The sequence below is a fragment of the Thermococcus eurythermalis genome, from assembly GCF_000769655.1.
GTDB lineage: Archaea > Methanobacteriota_B > Thermococci > Thermococcales > Thermococcaceae > Thermococcus > Thermococcus eurythermalis.
In genome coordinates this window covers 1,527,423-1,541,945 of record NZ_CP008887.1, presented here as the reverse complement: position 1 = coordinate 1,541,945, position 14,523 = coordinate 1,527,423, and the positions used below count along the sequence as shown (strand labels likewise).

The 14,523-nt window shown below is 55.6% G+C and carries 17 protein-coding genes and 3 pseudogenes; 16 read left to right on the top strand and 4 right to left on the bottom strand.

Going from position 1 to position 14,523, the window contains the following annotated elements; all coding sequences use genetic code 11:
* The first annotated feature begins 43 nt into the window (after positions 1-43).
* The 14 genes from TEU_RS08315 (at position 44) to nuoI (ending at position 10,687) form a co-directional block, all read left to right on the top strand.
* A complete protein-coding gene (locus tag TEU_RS08315) occupies positions 44-544 on the top strand; it encodes an ACT domain-containing protein (protein ID WP_050003337.1) in 501 nt (166 codons plus the stop codon).
* 340 nt (positions 545-884) lie between these two features.
* Positions 885-1,418: a Na+/H+ antiporter subunit E gene (locus tag TEU_RS08310; RefSeq protein ID WP_050003336.1), complete on the top strand. Its 534-nt coding sequence runs from the start codon at positions 885-887 to the stop codon at positions 1,416-1,418.
* Entirely contained in the window at positions 1,415-1,669 is a 255-nt protein-coding gene (locus TEU_RS08305; protein ID WP_050003335.1) for a monovalent cation/H+ antiporter complex subunit F, read from the top strand. Before TEU_RS08310 ends, TEU_RS08305 begins: the two co-directional genes overlap by 4 nt.
* A complete protein-coding gene (gene mnhG / locus TEU_RS08300; protein ID WP_050003334.1) occupies positions 1,666-2,064 on the top strand; it encodes a monovalent cation/H(+) antiporter subunit G in 399 nt (132 codons plus the stop codon). The genes TEU_RS08305 and mnhG overlap by 4 nt, the downstream gene beginning before the upstream one ends.
* Entirely contained in the window at positions 2,061-2,345 is a 285-nt protein-coding gene (locus TEU_RS08295) for a DUF4040 domain-containing protein (RefSeq protein WP_050003333.1), read from the top strand. The genes mnhG and TEU_RS08295 overlap by 4 nt, the downstream gene beginning before the upstream one ends.
* Positions 2,346-2,347: 2 nt before the next feature.
* Positions 2,348-3,055, top strand: coding sequence for a Na(+)/H(+) antiporter subunit B (locus TEU_RS08290; RefSeq protein ID WP_050003332.1), 708 nt, complete (start codon positions 2,348-2,350; stop codon positions 3,053-3,055).
* Positions 3,052-3,396 (top strand): NADH-quinone oxidoreductase subunit K, encoded by a 345-nt coding sequence (locus TEU_RS08285; protein ID WP_050003331.1) that lies wholly within the window; start codon positions 3,052-3,054, stop codon positions 3,394-3,396. Before TEU_RS08290 ends, TEU_RS08285 begins: the two co-directional genes overlap by 4 nt.
* Complete coding sequence (locus tag TEU_RS08280; RefSeq protein WP_050003330.1) at positions 3,393-4,880, top strand: proton-conducting transporter transmembrane domain-containing protein; 1,488 nt, start codon at positions 3,393-3,395, stop codon at positions 4,878-4,880. Before TEU_RS08285 ends, TEU_RS08280 begins: the two co-directional genes overlap by 4 nt.
* Positions 4,877-6,721 carry a proton-conducting transporter transmembrane domain-containing protein gene (locus TEU_RS08275; protein WP_050003329.1) on the top strand — a complete coding sequence of 615 codons (1,845 nt, stop codon included), beginning with the start codon at positions 4,877-4,879 and terminating at the stop codon, positions 6,719-6,721. Before TEU_RS08280 ends, TEU_RS08275 begins: the two co-directional genes overlap by 4 nt.
* Complete coding sequence (locus tag TEU_RS08270; RefSeq protein ID WP_050003328.1) at positions 6,722-7,615, top strand: respiratory chain complex I subunit 1 family protein; 894 nt, start codon at positions 6,722-6,724, stop codon at positions 7,613-7,615.
* Between the two features lie 10 nt (positions 7,616-7,625).
* Positions 7,626-8,216, top strand: a complete 591-nt coding sequence (locus TEU_RS08265) for a NuoB/complex I 20 kDa subunit family protein (protein WP_050003327.1) — start codon at positions 7,626-7,628, stop codon at positions 8,214-8,216.
* On the top strand, positions 8,207-8,791 hold the full coding sequence (locus TEU_RS08260; RefSeq protein WP_050003326.1) for an NADH-quinone oxidoreductase subunit C: 585 nt from the start codon (positions 8,207-8,209) through the stop codon (positions 8,789-8,791). The genes TEU_RS08265 and TEU_RS08260 overlap by 10 nt, the downstream gene beginning before the upstream one ends.
* Positions 8,792-8,801: 10 nt before the next feature.
* Positions 8,802-9,986 carry an NADH-quinone oxidoreductase subunit D gene (locus tag TEU_RS08255; protein ID WP_050003325.1) on the top strand — a complete coding sequence of 395 codons (1,185 nt, stop codon included), beginning with the start codon at positions 8,802-8,804 and terminating at the stop codon, positions 9,984-9,986.
* Positions 9,987-9,991: 5 nt separating this feature from the next.
* Positions 9,992-10,687 carry an NADH-quinone oxidoreductase subunit NuoI gene (gene nuoI, locus TEU_RS08250; protein WP_050003324.1) on the top strand — a complete coding sequence of 232 codons (696 nt, stop codon included), beginning with the start codon at positions 9,992-9,994 and terminating at the stop codon, positions 10,685-10,687.
* Positions 10,688-10,780: 93 nt separating this feature from the next.
* Here the strand turns inward: nuoI and TEU_RS08245 are convergent, their stop codons facing one another.
* Positions 10,781-12,082 carry a uracil-xanthine permease family protein gene (locus TEU_RS08245; RefSeq protein WP_050003323.1) on the bottom strand — a complete coding sequence of 434 codons (1,302 nt, stop codon included), beginning with the start codon at positions 12,080-12,082 and terminating at the stop codon, positions 10,781-10,783.
* Positions 12,083-12,115: 33 nt separating this feature from the next.
* Here TEU_RS08245 and TEU_RS12075 point away from each other — a divergent pair.
* A pseudogene (locus TEU_RS12075) lies at positions 12,116-12,307 on the top strand (Lrp/AsnC family transcriptional regulator); the annotation flags it as partial.
* A 28-nt stretch (positions 12,308-12,335) separates the two neighbouring features.
* Here the strand turns inward: TEU_RS12075 and TEU_RS08240 are convergent.
* Positions 12,336-13,326: pseudogene (locus TEU_RS08240) on the bottom strand (RNA-guided endonuclease InsQ/TnpB family protein).
* A 115-nt stretch (positions 13,327-13,441) separates the two neighbouring features.
* Here TEU_RS08240 and TEU_RS11525 point away from each other — a divergent pair.
* A pseudogene (locus TEU_RS11525) lies at positions 13,442-13,567 on the top strand (Lrp/AsnC family transcriptional regulator); the annotation flags it as partial.
* Here the strand turns inward: TEU_RS11525 and TEU_RS08235 are convergent.
* Both TEU_RS08235 and TEU_RS08230 read right to left on the bottom strand, forming a co-directional pair.
* The gene (locus TEU_RS08235; RefSeq protein WP_050003322.1) at positions 13,520-13,747 is read right to left on the bottom strand and encodes a hypothetical protein; all 228 of its coding nucleotides are present in this window, start codon (positions 13,745-13,747) and stop codon (positions 13,520-13,522) included. The pseudogene TEU_RS11525 and the gene TEU_RS08235 sit on opposite strands and share 48 nt — an antisense overlap.
* A complete protein-coding gene (locus TEU_RS08230) occupies positions 13,747-14,511 on the bottom strand; it encodes an ABC transporter ATP-binding protein (protein ID WP_050003321.1) in 765 nt (254 codons plus the stop codon). Before TEU_RS08230 ends, TEU_RS08235 begins: the two co-directional genes overlap by 1 nt.
* Positions 14,512-14,523 lie beyond the last annotated feature (12 nt).

Genomic DNA, 14,523 nt, shown 5'->3' with positions numbered 1-14,523 from the left:
TGAATTAAATAGTCTATTAGTGAACTTAACTGGGGGGTAGCATATGTGGGGAAAGATTGAGCATTACTTTGACGAATACCCTGTGAGGAAGCAGATAGCCAAGACTCTCCTTAAGTACGGCCTAAAGGTCTCCGATGACATGAAGATCAAAGCAGGAGACATTGAAGTGCCGTACACCAAGATAGCAAAGGCCCTCGACGTTGACAGACGCGTTGTCAAAGAAACAGTCGCCATGATACTTAAGGTTCCGGAGCTCAGGGATATCTTCACCAACCTTGAGCCGACCGTCCACATGAAGTACGTCGGAAGGCACGTCGGCTACGGCGTCATCGAGATCGAGCCAGAGCCGAGGGCCGTCGGCATACTGGCAAGGGTCGCCCAGAAGATAGCGGACAAGGGAATAAACATCGTCCAGGTCGTTGCAGAAGACCCGGAGCTCTACCCGGAGGCAACACTCACGATAATCACCGAGAAGCCGATTCCGGGAGACCTCATCAACGAGCTGTCCAAGCTCGAGGGCGTCAAGAGGATATCAATCTACTGACTGCCCCACAGTTTTATTTTATACTCTTGTAGGGTTTGATGAGGTTAAAACCTGCAGTTCTCGTTGCCTTGGGGGCTAAATTCTCGATGTGTGTAAAAATCTTCAATGCGCTTTGTCGAGCACTCTCACCTCGCTGTGTGGTCTTGGCAAACTGATATATTGGCCCATATAATTCAGTGGGGCCCAAAGAACCCCTCTTGGCATTAAAGGACAAATATGGTGCCCCAATTTTAACCAAAAGTTCTAAACTGTCCTTCTTTATAAGTAAGGTTTATAAGTTATGGTTGGTAACCATTGATAGTTAATTCAAATGAGTACATCAACCTCCGGAGGGTTGAGTATGGAAGAAGCAAGTCGAGCCAGCAAATTTGCGTACACGTTTATCGTACTGTTTATTCTGTGGCTTGTCGTTACTGCAAGCCTCGACAGCCAGGAACTGGTAGCTGGAGCGGTTATATCTCTGATAGTTGCGGCACTGACGCACGATGTATTCACCAAGGCAGGACTGGCAAACCTTCACCCCAAGAGAATTGCCTACGCAATAGCCTACATTCCCTACTTCCTGTGGGCCATGATAATGGCCAACCTTGACGTCGCTTACAGGGTTCTTCACCCGGCGAGGCCCATAAGGCCTGGAATCGTGAAGTGCAGGACCGTTCTCACCAGCGACACAGGAAAACTCGCGCTCGCGAACTCGATAACCCTCACCCCTGGAACGATAACCCTCGACGTTGACGAAGAGGACTACTTCATCCACTGGATATGGGTTCAGGACGATGTTCTCGGTGCCAAGGACGATTCCGAGCACGTTGAGAAGGCTTCAGAGGCCATAACCAGGCCCTTTGAAAAATTCCTGAAGGTGATCTTCGGATGATAGGGATAAACGTTTATCTCGCCCTGATAGCGATAGCAACGCTTCTCAGCATGTACCGCGTCTTCAGGGGACCAACGACGGTCGACAGGCTCGTTGCCGTTGACATCATGACGACCATTACAGCGGGCCTCATGGTGCTCTTCGCGCTCTACTACGAGAGGATGATATTCCTCGACGTGGCCCTGGTCTACGCTATGCTTGCCTTCGGTGGGGTCATAGCCTTCGCTCGCTACATGGAGGGAGGCCTATGAACGCCCTTGCAGCAATAGGAGAAGCTCTCGTGTTAATAGGAACATTCTTCTACTTCCTCTCGGCCCTTGGCCTCATTAGGATGCCAGACGTTTACAACAGGATGCAGACCTCGACCAAGAGCGCTACCCTTGGAAGCCTCGGCGTCATGGTCGGCGTCGGCATCTGGGCGCTCGGCACCGATTTTGGAAGCGCCGCGTGGCTCGTCAAGACCATAGCTATAGCAACTTTTCTGCTGCTCACCAACCCGATAAGCGCCCACGCCCTCATCAGGGCCGCTTACAAGAGCGGAATCCCCCTCTGGGAGGGCAGCGTCGTTGACAAGTACCGCGAGCACCTGGAGGCCAAGGAGAAGGTAGCCGAGGAGGCACCCGCAGAGGAGGGTGGTGAAGAATGAACTGCATAACCTGCATTGAATACATAATCGTTGGCCTTATGATCCTCTCCGCAATACTCGCCGTCGAGTGGCGCGACCTGCTCGCAGCGGCGGTTGGGAGTGCTGCAGTCAGCCTGTTCGCGTCGTTACTGTTCTTCATGCTGCAGGCGCCGGACGTGGCAATGACCGAGGCGGCGATAGGCGCGGCGCTCAGCGGTGCGATATTCATCTTCGCAATCAAGAGAACCCAGCGCTTTGAGACCGAGGAAGAGGAGAAGCCTGGCTGGTGGGTGAGGTGGTGAAAATGCTCAAGCGCGCTCTCGCGATAATCTCCCTGCTCATAATCGGTTACTGGCTCGCCCAGGGCCTTGCAGGAGTCCCCTTCGGCGAGGACAAGATGCTCGTCGGCCAGTACTACCTCGACCACGTTAAGGAACAGACCGGCGCGGTCAACGCCGTCACCGCAATAGTCGTTAACTACCGTGGATTCGATACCCTCGGTGAGGTCACGGTTCTCTTCATAGCCTCAACCGGCGTTGGTGCCCTTCTCTGGAGGAAGAAGAGGGAGAGGACCGCCAAGACCGAGGGCTCGATAGTCCTCACCACCGGAACCAGGCTTCTCGTGCCGTTCGTGATGCTCTTCGGTGTGTACATCTTCATCCACGGACACCTCACCCCTGGTGGAGGATTCCCGGGCGGAGCCACCATAGCAACGGCGTTCCTCCTGCTCTACATGGCCTTCATCACCTACGAGATACCGCACAAGGCCTTCGAGAAGACAGAGGGCATCGTTGGAATGGCCTACGTGCTCGTCGGCCTCATCGGCCTTGCCATCGGCGGCTACTTCCTCTACGACTGGATATGGCAGGACTGGAAGTTCGGCGCTGACAACATCGGCAGGCTCTTCAGCGGCGGGTTCATCCCGATAATCTACACCATCATCGGCCTCAAGGTCGGCACCGAGCTGAGCGGAATCATAGACAACATGCTCAAGGAGGAGGTGAGCGAATGATTTCAGTCTACTACTTCGGTGCCATCACCCTCATACTGATAGGCCTCTACGCGGTTCTCGTTAAGAAGAACCTCCTTAAGATACTCATCGGCCTCAGCATAATGGAGACCGGCGTTAACCTTCTCCTGGTCAGCGTCGGCTACGTCGCCGGAAAGAGCGCACCCATACTCAGCGAGGGAATCGGGCCCGCCCAGGCCGTTGACCCGATCCCGCAGGCCCTCGTTCTCACTGCGATAGTCATAGGCGTTGCCACGACCGCTATGGCCCTTAGCGTCGCCATAATACTCCACGAAAAGTATGGAACCCTCAACGTTGAGGAGATAAGGAGGTTGAGAGGATGAACGGGCAGTACGCTTCACTCCTCATAGCGTTACCACTCATAAGCGCCTTCTTCGTGCCCTTGATAAAGGGGCTTGGAAAGAAGGCCGTTAAGTACTACCTCGTAGCAATCACCGCGCTCCAGACCGGAATCGCGGCGTGGGTCTTCCAGCAGGTTTACACTTCCGGAGAGCCGATAATAGTCATGGCAGGCGGCTGGAAGCCGCCCGTCGGAATCAACCTCTACATCGGCCACTTCGCGGCGCTCTTCGTGCTCATCGTTGCCGCTGTAAGCTTCATGATGGCGGTCTTCAGCATCAGGGCCGTTGAAGTCGAACCTATAGACAAGTACGCCATGCTGTTCCTCCTGCTGATGCTCGGAGCAACCGGTATGATAGCGACGGGAGACCTGTTCAACCTCTTCGTCTTCATGGAGATAACCTCTATAACTGCCTACGCCCTCACAGCCTACAACAAGACGGGTGAAGCTGCGGAGGCCTCAATGAAGTACATCATCCTGGGAGGAATCGGCTCAAGCTTCTTCCTCATTGGCGTTGCCCTCATCTACGGTGCCACAGGAACGCTCAACATGGCCCACCTGGCCCAGCTTGCGGGTGCAATTGACCCAACGGTTGCCCAGGTCGGGCTGGCGCTTATAGTCTTCGGCCTGGCCGTCGAGGCGGAGCTGTTCCCGCTCAACGCCTGGGCACCCGACGCCTACCAGGCCGCGCCGCACCCGATAACTGCCATGTTCTCAGCCTTCGTCGTCAAGGCCGGCCTCTACGCGATGGCCAGGCTGCTCTACATCATGCAGGCCGCCGAGAGCTGGAGTTCAGTCCTCAAGATGCTCGTAATAATGGCCACCCTCACCGTCTTCGTCGCCGAGTTCGCGGCACTCAGGCAGAGGAACGTCAAGAGAATGATAGCCTACTCCAGTATCGCCCAGATAGGACTCATAGCCCTCGCCTTTGCCCTCGGAACCCAGGCGGGTGTTGATGCCGGAGTCTTCCACATGGTCAACCACGCCATCGTCAAGGCCCTCCTGTTCCTAGCCATAGGACACGTCGCGGTAACCCTTGGCGGCACATCACTGGAGCACTTTGAGGGCCTTGGAAAGAGAATGCCCCTGACGGCGTTCGCCATAACCGTTGGAGCTGTGGCCGCCGTCGGAATACCGCTCTTCAACGTCTTCTGGAGCAAGCTCAGGATTCTCCTTGCCACCCTCGGCGCAGGCTATACATGGGCCGCCGCCCTCGTGCTCATAGCAAGCGTTGTCGAGGCCGTCTATTACTTCAGGCTGATACACACGATGTGGTTCGCCGGGGAGGGCGGAAGAATTGGCGAGGGAGTTGCCGTCAGCGTTATACTCCTCGTCCTCGTGGCCCTCGTGATAGTCATCGGAGTTTACCCGGACTACGCCTGGAGCATAGCCCAGAAGGCTGGAAGCGACATCTTCAACGTGGCCCAGTACGTTAAGAACGTTCCACTGATGGGGGTGGGAGCATGATTAACGAGCTGCTTATAATCCTCTTTGCACCTCTGGTCGCAGGCGTCATCGCTTGGGCGCTTGACATAAGGGGAATTAGGGAAGCGATAGGGATAATCGGTGCGGCCGTCCCGCTGGCAATGCTGGCCAAGCTGTACTCCCAGGTGCTTGACGGGGCCATCAACCACTCAATCACTATCAGCGGGTTTACCCTCCAGTTCCAGCTCAACTCGATGAGCTGGTACTTCGCGGCCGTCGCTTCCCTCGTCGGCCTCGCGATGGCCTTTGGAATGGCGGTCACCTCCAGGGAGAGCTATGAGTGGCTCTTCGCCCTCATGAGCTTCACCGGAGTGCTCGGCGTCTTCCTGAGCCAGGACTTCGTGGGCTTCTTCCTGTTCTGGGAGCTCATGACCTTCGCAAGCTTCATGATGGTGCTTAAGAGAAACAGGCACGAGTCCCTCAAGTACTTCGTGCTGAGCGTCATCGGCGCCTACGCGATGCTCATAGCCATTGGAATGCTCTACGCAAAGACCGGTGCCCTTGACTTTGCATCAATCAGACAGGCACTCTACCTGGACGCGGCCATGGGCACGATAACGACCAGGGAGACTGCAATAATATTCGCGCTCTTCCTGACCGCATTCGGCGTTAAGGCGGGTGCCTTCCCGCTCCACGTCTGGGCTCCGGGAGCTTACAGCGAGACCGACCAGAGCTATACAGCATTCTTCAGCGGTGCCCTCAGCAAGGCTGGAGCCTATGGTTTCCTCCTGCTCTACGTCCTCATGGGCTACAAGCTCTACGCCGCATTCGGAACCTTCCACGACCACCTGGTCTTCGCTTACATAATCGCCTGGATAGGTGCGCTGACCGTCATTATAGCCAGCTTCCTCGCGGTTCTTCAGGAGGACATCAGGAAGCTCTTCGCTTACTCATCAGTCGGCCAGGTTGGCTACATACTGCTGGCGTTTGGCCTCGGGACTTCCCTCGGATTCGCGGGAGGCCTGTTCCACGTGCTTAGCCACGCGGTCTTTAAGGGCCTCTTCTGGCTCGTCACGGCGGCGATAATACTCCAGACCGGCAAGACCCAGTTCAAGGACATGGGTGGCCTCGCCGAGAAGATGCCGTTCACCTTCGCGATGGGACTCATAGCCGTCCTCAGCCTTGCCGGAATCCCGCCGATGGCAGGCTTCGCGAGCAAGTGGCTCATTTACGAGGCGGCGATACAGGCGCACATGCCGCTCGTCGCCGGTGCGATATTCCTTGGAAGCGCTCTGGCCTTCGCATACGTGGTGAGGTTCCTCTACGCAGTCTGGTTCGGCCAGAGGCCGAGCGACCTTGAGGACGTCAAGGAGGCCCCGCTCCCGCTCCTCATAGGAATGGCGATACTCGCGATACCCAACATCGTCTTTGGAATTGCCCCCGGCATAGTTACCGACTACCTCAACAAGATGCTCGGCGGCGAAGTAGTGGGCGGCGACTACTACAAGCTAGTTACCCCGACCGGAACCTACAATGCCCTGCTCGTGACGGTAGTGCTTGTTCTCGGCCTCGCGATAGCCGGGCTCATCTACATCTACGGTGCCAGAACCCGGAGGATACCGGTTACCAACACTTACCAGTCAGGTAACCCCGTCACCGAGGAGTTCAACCTGAGCATCAGGAGAAACTTCTACAGGCCGCTGGCGGAAGCCCTTGGGTTCTGGCTCAGGTACAGCTTCGACAGGTTCTACGAGCGCCTAGCAGGGATAGCGGAGGACTTTGCGGACTCCCTCAGGCAGGCGTTCTACAACGGCAACGTACAGAGCTACTCATGGTATCTGGCTATAGTGCTGCTCATACTTGCACTGTGGGGGGTGTTGTGAATGACTGACTGGAAGCTGGTACTCGAAGTCATTGGAATGATTATCTATGCAACGTTCATGGGATTCATATTCATGGGTATAGAGAGAAAAGCAATGGCAAGGATTCAGCGCCGTGTTGGGCCGCCGATCTACCAGCCCATAATAGACACGCTTAAGCTCCTCGGCAAGAAGGAGAGCGTCAGCCACGGCTTCATCTACGACTTTGGGCCGGTGTTCGCCCTTGGAGCCAGCATAGCCGCGCTCCTCTTTATACCCATTGCCAACTTCCAGCTCTTCAGCTCAAACGCCGACCTCATCGTGGTTGCATACCTCTTGGAAATCCCCATGCTCGGCATAATGCTCGGTGCCATGAGCTCGGGCAACCCCTACTCAGCCCTCGGTGTCCAACGTGGTCTGCTCACCATGGTCGCCATGCAGCTCCCCTACGGACTGGCTCTGATAGCCCTCGTCCAGCACTGGGGCACCTTCAAGCTGGGCGAGATAGTGGCCCTCCAGCAGACCCAGGGATGGAGCATCCTCGTTCCAGCACTCTTCCTTGCGATGATAGTCTTCGACATAGTCTTCCAGGCAATGCTCGGCCTTGAGCCCTTCGACATAGTCTCGGCCCCGGCTGAAATCTCCATGGGTCCGATGGTCGAGTACGGGGGTAAGCACGCGGCACTGCTCTTCACCCAGCACGCGGTTCAGCTCTTCGCCGAGACTGCGTTCTTTGCGGTGCTCTTCCTTGGGGGGGCCAGCAACCTGCTCGAACTGCTGGTCAAGCAGATAGCGGTGCTCTTCATAGCGATATTCGTTGCCAGTATTTACCCGCGCTTTACCATCGACCAGGCGGCCAAGTTCTTCTGGAAGTGGCCGACCATACTGGGAATAATAGCCGTGCTCCTGACGATGTGAGGTGATGTGGATGAGTGAGATGAAAAATGACGATTTCGTAAACTACGAACTCCGGGAGTTCAAGCTCTTCGAGCCACTGTTCAGGTGGGCCAGAAAGAAGAGCCTCTGGATAGTAGCCTTCTGTACAGGGTGCGGCGGTATCGAGATGCCACCCCTGGCCACCGCCAGATACGACTTTGAGCGCTTCGGAATAATGCCCAACCCGGCCCCTAGGATGGGTGACCTGTTCCTCATCACCGGCTACGTAACGCCAAAGACCCTCAAGAGGATAATCATAACCTACGAGATGATGCAGGACCCCAAGTACGTCCTTGCCCACGGCTCCTGCCCCATTAACGGTGGAGTTTACTGGGACTCCTACAACGTTGTCAAGCAGCTCGACAAGTATATCCCGGTTGACGTGGCCATAGCCGGTTGCATGCCAAGGGCTGAGGCAGTCATGGAAGGAATCATGGAGATAATGAGGAAGATAGAGGACGGAACCGCGGACGGCTGGAAGAGGTATAAGGAGAACTATGAGTGGTACAAGAAGAACCAGGACGAGCTGTTTGGTGAAGGCTGGCGCGAGAAGGACGCCAGGAGGTGGCTGGCATGGATATGAACGAGAAGCCCAAGGTCGAGGAAAAAGTCCAGGAGGTTCCCGAGGTGGAGGCCCAACAGCTCCCCGAGACCAAGGAAGGAAAGCTTGTGGCAGAGATACTTAGAAAGGCCCCCTACGCCGAGGGAAGCGTGAGGAGAGCGAGGCGCGTCGAGTTCAAAGTCCCCGCCGACAGGATAAAGGAGTTCCTCGAACTCACGAGCGAGAAGTTTGAGATGCTCATGCAGATAAGCGTCGTTGACTGGATTAAAGAGGGTGAGTTTGAGCTCGTCTACCAGCTCTGGAGCGTTAGTGAGAGCGTCCATGCCTTTGTGAGGACGAGGGTTCCGAGGGAGAACGCAAAGCTACCGACGGTCATGGACATCTGGCCAGTTGCGGAGACATACGAGAGAGAAGCCCATGAGTTCTTTGGAATAATATTCGAGGGCAACCCGAGGCTCGGTCCATTCATCCTGGAGCCGAGGGAGTACGAGAAGCACCCGCTCAGGAAGGACTTCAACACACTCGCCTACGCCAAGACCATCTACGGTGAGGACTTCGATAGATACGATGAGAGCAAAACCAATTACGTAATATGAGGTGATGATCATGGCGAATTTGGAAGTCCCGAAGGAGCTTAAAACCGAGGCAAAGGCCCACGACATGTACCTCCACCCAATAGACAAGGACACCTATGAGCTGTTCTTTGGTCCACAGCACATGGCTACCGAGAACTTCAGCATAATCCTCAAGATGGACGGCAACAGGATAGAAAAGGCAATCGTTAACCCCGGATTCCTCCACCGCGGTTTCGAGAAGCTGGCCGAGCAGAGGCCCTATTTCAGCAACATAGCCCTCATCCTCCGTATCTGTGTTCCGGAGAGCGACGTGCCGGAGAACGTGTACTCAATGGCCGTTGACGAGATAGTCGGCTGGGAGGTTCCGGAGAGGGCCCAGTGGATAAGGACTGTAGTCCTCGAAATGGCAAGGCTCAGCGCGTGGATGTTCTGGATTATGGGCTTTGGAAATGAGATAGGTCTCTACACCGCGGGTCAGTGGGCAGCAGCTTACCGTGAGAGGTTCATGCGCCTCTTCGAGGAGCTCACCGGTGGAAGGGTTTACCACATCTACACCGTTCCCGGAGGAGTCAGGAGAGACATACCGGGCGACAAGTGGCTCCGCCAGCTCCGCGACACCGTCGAGTACCTCAAGGGCAAGATGAAGGACTTCGACGAGATACTCTTCGACAACTACATAATGTTCGAGAGGACTGAGGGAGTAGGCGTCATGGACAAGAAGTTCGCCCTCAAGCATGCCGTCACCGGTCCGAACCTCAGGGCCGTTGGCGTTCCCTACGACGTCAGGAAGGACGACCCGTATTACCTCTACCCGGAGCTTGAGTTTGAGGTGCCCGTCCTGAAGGAGGGCGACAGCCTGGCGAGAGTCCTCGTTAGGAGGTACGAGATGGAGCAGGACCTCTACATACTAGAGCAACTCCTTGACATGGGGCCGCCGAGCGGGCCCTACATGGTGCAGGACGCAAGGCTCAAGGCCCTGCCAAGGTTCAAGCCGCCGGCCGGAGACGCCTACGCCCACGTCGAGAGCACCAAGGGAGACTTCGGTGCATACGTCGTCAGCGACGGAACCCACAAGCCCTACAGAGCTCACTTCCGCGGGCCGAGCCAGAGCCACGGTGTTACGGTTCTTGAAGAGCTCCTGAAGGGAGCCCGCCTTGCAGACGTTCCGGTCATCCTGAAGACCCTTGACAACTGCCCGCCGGACATAGACAGGTGATGAAGATGGAGAACGTTGAGAAGCCAAAGGTTAGGGTCGTCGGCGAGGAGAAGGTCAAGCTCAAGAAGTCATTCGTCAAGCCATGGCTGGGAATCAAGTACCTCTTCAAGAAGCCGGTCACGATAAAGATACCCTTCGAGAAGATAGAGCCCGCTCCAAAGTACAGGGGGTTCCACACCCTCGACTGGAAGAAGTGTGTCGGCTGTAACTTCTGCGGTCAGATATGCCCGGCCAGAGCCATAGAGATGACCTGGCTCGAAGTGGACGGCAAGATGGAGAAGAGGCCGCACCCGAAGGTGGACTACGGAAGGTGTACCTTCTGCCAGTTCTGCGTTGATGTCTGTCCGACCGGGGCCCTTGGCTTCAGCGAGAACTACTACCTTGCCGCGGGAGGCTCAGAGGAAGACCTTGAGCTCTTCAACTGGGTGCCGATCCACCCCGACAAGGTCAGGGAGATAAACGAGAAGTTCGGCGACTACCGCTTCCCGGTCGTCAAGATTGAGAAGAAGGCCGACGGAACCTACGTCTACCACCTCCGCGACGGGGACAAGATAGAGTTTAAGATACTCGGCTACGGCATCAGGCCGCCCAAGCCACCTGCGAAGCCCGCAACAAAGCCCGCCACAGCTCAAGAGAAGAAAGAGGCCCCCAAGCCGGCCGAGAAGAAGGAAGCCAAGCCCGAGGAAAAGAAGACTGTGTGAACCTTTTATTCCTTTTCTACATTTCCCACAATGGTCTTCTGAGGACCTAAGGGTGTTCTTCAACCGTTTTCCAAAAAGAAAAGATTAGAGACATCAGAGGAGTCTATCGAGAATTATCGCCGTTAGCGCTCCAACCGCCATTCCTGACTCAAGGATGCTGGCCACAAGCTTGGGGAATTGCTCCAAAAACTCCGGTGGGAGCTGGGGTGCGCCGAGACCCGCTATGAGGGCGGCGGCGAGTATCAGCGTGTTCCTGTCGTTGAACTCAACCTTCTCCTTTATCAGCCTCAGACCGGTGACGCTTATCATACCGTACAGGGCCAGAGTAAGGCCACCGAGGACAGGTGCAGGCATCGAAGCCAAGATGCCCGTGAACTTTGGCAGGAGGGAAAGGAATATCAGGATAACGGCCCCAACCTGGACGACGTGCCTGCTGCCCACCTTGGTGAGTGCCACGACGCCTATGTTCTCGGAGTAGCTCGTCGTTCCGCATGCACCAAGGAGGCCGGCTATCGAGCAGGCCAGGCCCTCACTGCCGATGCCCCTCGCTATCCTCTCCTCGGTTATCTCCGATCCGGTCACGGCCGCTATCGCGTGGTAGTCCCCGACGCTCTCGATTATGCTCACCATGAAGGCGAACAGGAGGAGGACTATCGCCGTTGTGTCAAAGACCGGCTGGCCCCACGGGAGCGGTTTGGGAACGCTCACCGCCGGCAGGCTCTCAACAAGCCCGAAGTCCACGAGGCCGAGTGGAACGCTCACGAGGTATCCGACTACTGCTCCAATGACAACGGCCACTGCCTTCAGGCTTCCCCTGCCCTTCAGGGCAACGAAGACAGTCGTGAGGAAAGTTATGAGCGCCACCAAGGTAGACCGGACAATCGTCTCCCCGGCGGGGTCTGCGTAGAAGTTGAAGAAGTTCTTGACGGCAACGTCTGCGAGGCTGAACCCGATGAGGGTTATTGTGACCCCAGTGACCAGCGGAGTGAAGAGCTTTCTGACCTTTCCGATAATCCCCAGCCAGCCTATCGCCGCCTCGATGAGCCCTCCGACTATGAGTGCCCCCTGAACCGCGGCCATTCCAAGGCTCGAGCCGATTGCTATCAGCCCCGGAATGAAAGCAAAGCTTGAGCCCTGCACTATTGGATAGCGGGAGCCTATCGTCGTCTGGAGCAGTGTGGCAATGCCCATCGCGAGAAGGACTGCCTGTATCATCATGGCAATCTCCGAGCCGCTGAGGTTCACTGCACCACCGACGGCCAGGGGCACGGTGACGGTCGCTCCAAACATCGCGAGAACGTGCTGAAGGCCAAAAACCAAAGCCTTGGAAGGTTCGACTTTATCTTCAATTCCGACCTTGAGGACGGGTTCTTTCATCGCCTCGTAGGTTTCCATTAAAGCCCGCTCCAGCTGTGTGAAAGTTTGTTTAAAAAGTTTTCGGGAGTGGGAGAAATAGACAGAAAAATGTTAATCACTAACCCTGAACCATTTCTACGGTACTTCAAGGCAGGTTACTCAATAGTTCCCTTCATAGCCGTCGATGTTGAGCCGAGCAAGCTCCCTGAAGTGGACGTTCTTGGCATAGCCACCGGGGCGCACGACATACTCATGCAGCTGACCTCCTCCTCAGCTAGGACGAGGGTTTGGCTTAACCCCTCGCCAACGGCAGGGAGGTTTGAGGGGTTCTCAAAAACGAACCCCAAAAGAGGGTTCGGAGAACCCCTCTGGCCGGGTCTCCGGCCAGTTACCCCTCCTCTGAGCATAAAGACCACCCAGATTCGGGGTTATGGTTTTCACAACCTTCTTTAAAATGTTGAAAGCTCCAACTAAATCCGCGTTAAAGACAAGCCCCGTCGCGGGACACTTAAACAAACCACGAACAACCCTTGCCCCCTCATGAGGCTTCCCGCAAACGGGGCAAGTTTGAGAAGTGAAAGCCTCATCAACAACCACAACCCGAATACCATACTCTTCCGCAACCTCAGTTAAACGTTTAATGACATAATTAAATCGCCAGACGTGAGAGAGAATAAAGTTTTGCTTCTTGCCCTTACAGAATTCCGAGCTATGCTCTTAGGATAACCAACGACGATTCTATTAACTCCCAACTCGTAGAGCTTCCTAACCGTTCCTCTTACGGCAGTGTTAATGTAGTGTTTAGCCTGAAGTTTCGCTTTATCGTGCATTCTCCTGAGTTTTCTACTCGCTTTAGCTCCACTCTTGTTGAGTTTTGACTGGTAGTCAGCAATTTTTCTCCTCCAGTAGAAGTCAATGCTTTTAAGCGGTCTTCCATTGACCAGGAAACTCTCGCCATTCTCCACGTAAACGGCCATGAGATTGTTCACTCCCAGGTCAATGCCCGCCGAGAGGTTTCCCTTTGGTGTTCTTGGGAGTTTAACCCATTCTTCAGCGTTTTTGCGAGAAATTTGTTGGACTGTGGCGGAGCCGATTTCCCATTTAAACTCTTCATAAACGGTTTTTTCAGTTGAATTGAAGTCCACGATTTTGTGTTGGAAGAATTCTTGTCGCCTCAAGTAGTTTACTCGGTTCCAGGCTTTGGCTCCTGAATCGGCTAACTGATGGAGGATTTTCGCTTGTTCTTTTGAGGGGTGGAGTTTTATTGTTACTGAGCGCTTCATTTCAAGGTATGGTGTGAATTTTAGGCTTTAAAATAGTTTTGCCTTCCTGCCTAAAGGCTGGTTGGGTGGTTTACTGCATCCCCGCCGTGAACGATAAGACTTAAGAAAGAAAAATGTAAGGGACCTCCAGGAGCTGGAGAACTTCCTCATAGAAAAACTTGGAAGAATAGAGAGGCTGAGGAGCACCGAAACCTCAATCCTCACGAGTGTGCGGAAGTGGGGCTACGCGAGGGTGTTCTAGGTTGCAGAGCCCTTTGAGTGGGCAACTCTGGCAGGGCGCTTTTTCAAACTTTTCCACGTAGCCAAGGGAGGAGAGAACCGCTATGGCCCCATCGACCTCGTCCCTTGTGGCGCCCAGCCTCTCCGCCACCTCTCCAGGGCTCAGCCCCTTCCTGAGGAGGTCGAGGACTTCAGCAATCATCAGACCACCTCCAGCACCGGGACGGCAAGCCTCACGCCAGCGTCGATGACGCTGAACCTGGTCTCATAGACCATCTCAAGGGTCTCCTCCCTCAGCACCTCCTCCGGCTCCCCCGTGTGGACTATTCTGCCGTTTTTCATCACCGCAATCCTGTCGGCGAAGAGCGCCGCCATGTTTGGGTCGTGCATGACTATTACGGCACCAACGCCCTCCCTGGAGAGGGCCTTCACGGTGCTCAGAACCCTCACGCTGTTCCTCAGGTCCAGGTGGCTGGTAGGCTCGTCGAGGAGCAGGAACTTTGGTGAGGTCATTAGTGCCCGGGCAATCAGGAGCATCTGGATTTGCCCCCCGCTCAGGCTGGTGTAGGGCCTGTCGCTGAATTTGGATAGGCCAAAGAGTCCCAGGAGCTCCATGGCACGCCTCCGGTGTTTTCTGGCCGGTGAGCCAAAGGTACCAAGCTCCGACACCGCCCCGAGGAGCACGAAGTCGATGGCTTTGAAAGGAAACGCCGGCACGTGGTTCTGGGGGACATAACCGAGGAGCCTCGCCCGCCCCCCCGGAGAAAGGCTGTGGACGTCCTTTCCATCCACAGTTACCCGCCCGTTAAGGGGCCTCAGCTTTCCGAACATCAGCTTCAGGAGGGTGCTCTTACCGGCACCGTTCGGCCCGATGAGCGCCAGCACCTCACCCTTCTCCACGGAGATGGTCACCTCTTCTACTCCGAACCCGCCGTAGGTGAAGCTCAGGTTCTCAACGGAAAGCACAGCACCACCTCC

Coding starts and splice junctions, on each gene's coding strand:
- TEU_RS08315 (WP_050003337.1), top strand. CDS start 44: ATGTGGGGAAAGATTGAGCATTACTTTGACGAATACCCTGTGAGGAAG.
- TEU_RS08310 (WP_050003336.1), top strand. CDS start 885: ATGGAAGAAGCAAGTCGAGCCAGCAAATTTGCGTACACGTTTATCGTA.
- TEU_RS08305 (WP_050003335.1), top strand. CDS start 1,415: ATGATAGGGATAAACGTTTATCTCGCCCTGATAGCGATAGCAACGCTT.
- mnhG (WP_050003334.1), top strand. CDS start 1,666: ATGAACGCCCTTGCAGCAATAGGAGAAGCTCTCGTGTTAATAGGAACA.
- TEU_RS08295 (WP_050003333.1), top strand. CDS start 2,061: ATGAACTGCATAACCTGCATTGAATACATAATCGTTGGCCTTATGATC.
- TEU_RS08290 (WP_050003332.1), top strand. CDS start 2,348: ATGCTCAAGCGCGCTCTCGCGATAATCTCCCTGCTCATAATCGGTTAC.
- TEU_RS08285 (WP_050003331.1), top strand. CDS start 3,052: ATGATTTCAGTCTACTACTTCGGTGCCATCACCCTCATACTGATAGGC.
- TEU_RS08280 (WP_050003330.1), top strand. CDS start 3,393: ATGAACGGGCAGTACGCTTCACTCCTCATAGCGTTACCACTCATAAGC.
- TEU_RS08275 (WP_050003329.1), top strand. CDS start 4,877: ATGATTAACGAGCTGCTTATAATCCTCTTTGCACCTCTGGTCGCAGGC.
- TEU_RS08270 (WP_050003328.1), top strand. CDS start 6,722: ATGACTGACTGGAAGCTGGTACTCGAAGTCATTGGAATGATTATCTAT.
- TEU_RS08265 (WP_050003327.1), top strand. CDS start 7,626: ATGAGTGAGATGAAAAATGACGATTTCGTAAACTACGAACTCCGGGAG.
- TEU_RS08260 (WP_050003326.1), top strand. CDS start 8,207: ATGGATATGAACGAGAAGCCCAAGGTCGAGGAAAAAGTCCAGGAGGTT.
- TEU_RS08255 (WP_050003325.1), top strand. CDS start 8,802: ATGGCGAATTTGGAAGTCCCGAAGGAGCTTAAAACCGAGGCAAAGGCC.
- nuoI (WP_050003324.1), top strand. CDS start 9,992: ATGGAGAACGTTGAGAAGCCAAAGGTTAGGGTCGTCGGCGAGGAGAAG.
- TEU_RS08245 (WP_050003323.1), bottom strand. CDS start 12,082: ATGGAAACCTACGAGGCGATGAAAGAACCCGTCCTCAAGGTCGGAATT.
- TEU_RS08235 (WP_050003322.1), bottom strand. CDS start 13,747: ATGATTGCTGAAGTCCTCGACCTCCTCAGGAAGGGGCTGAGCCCTGGA.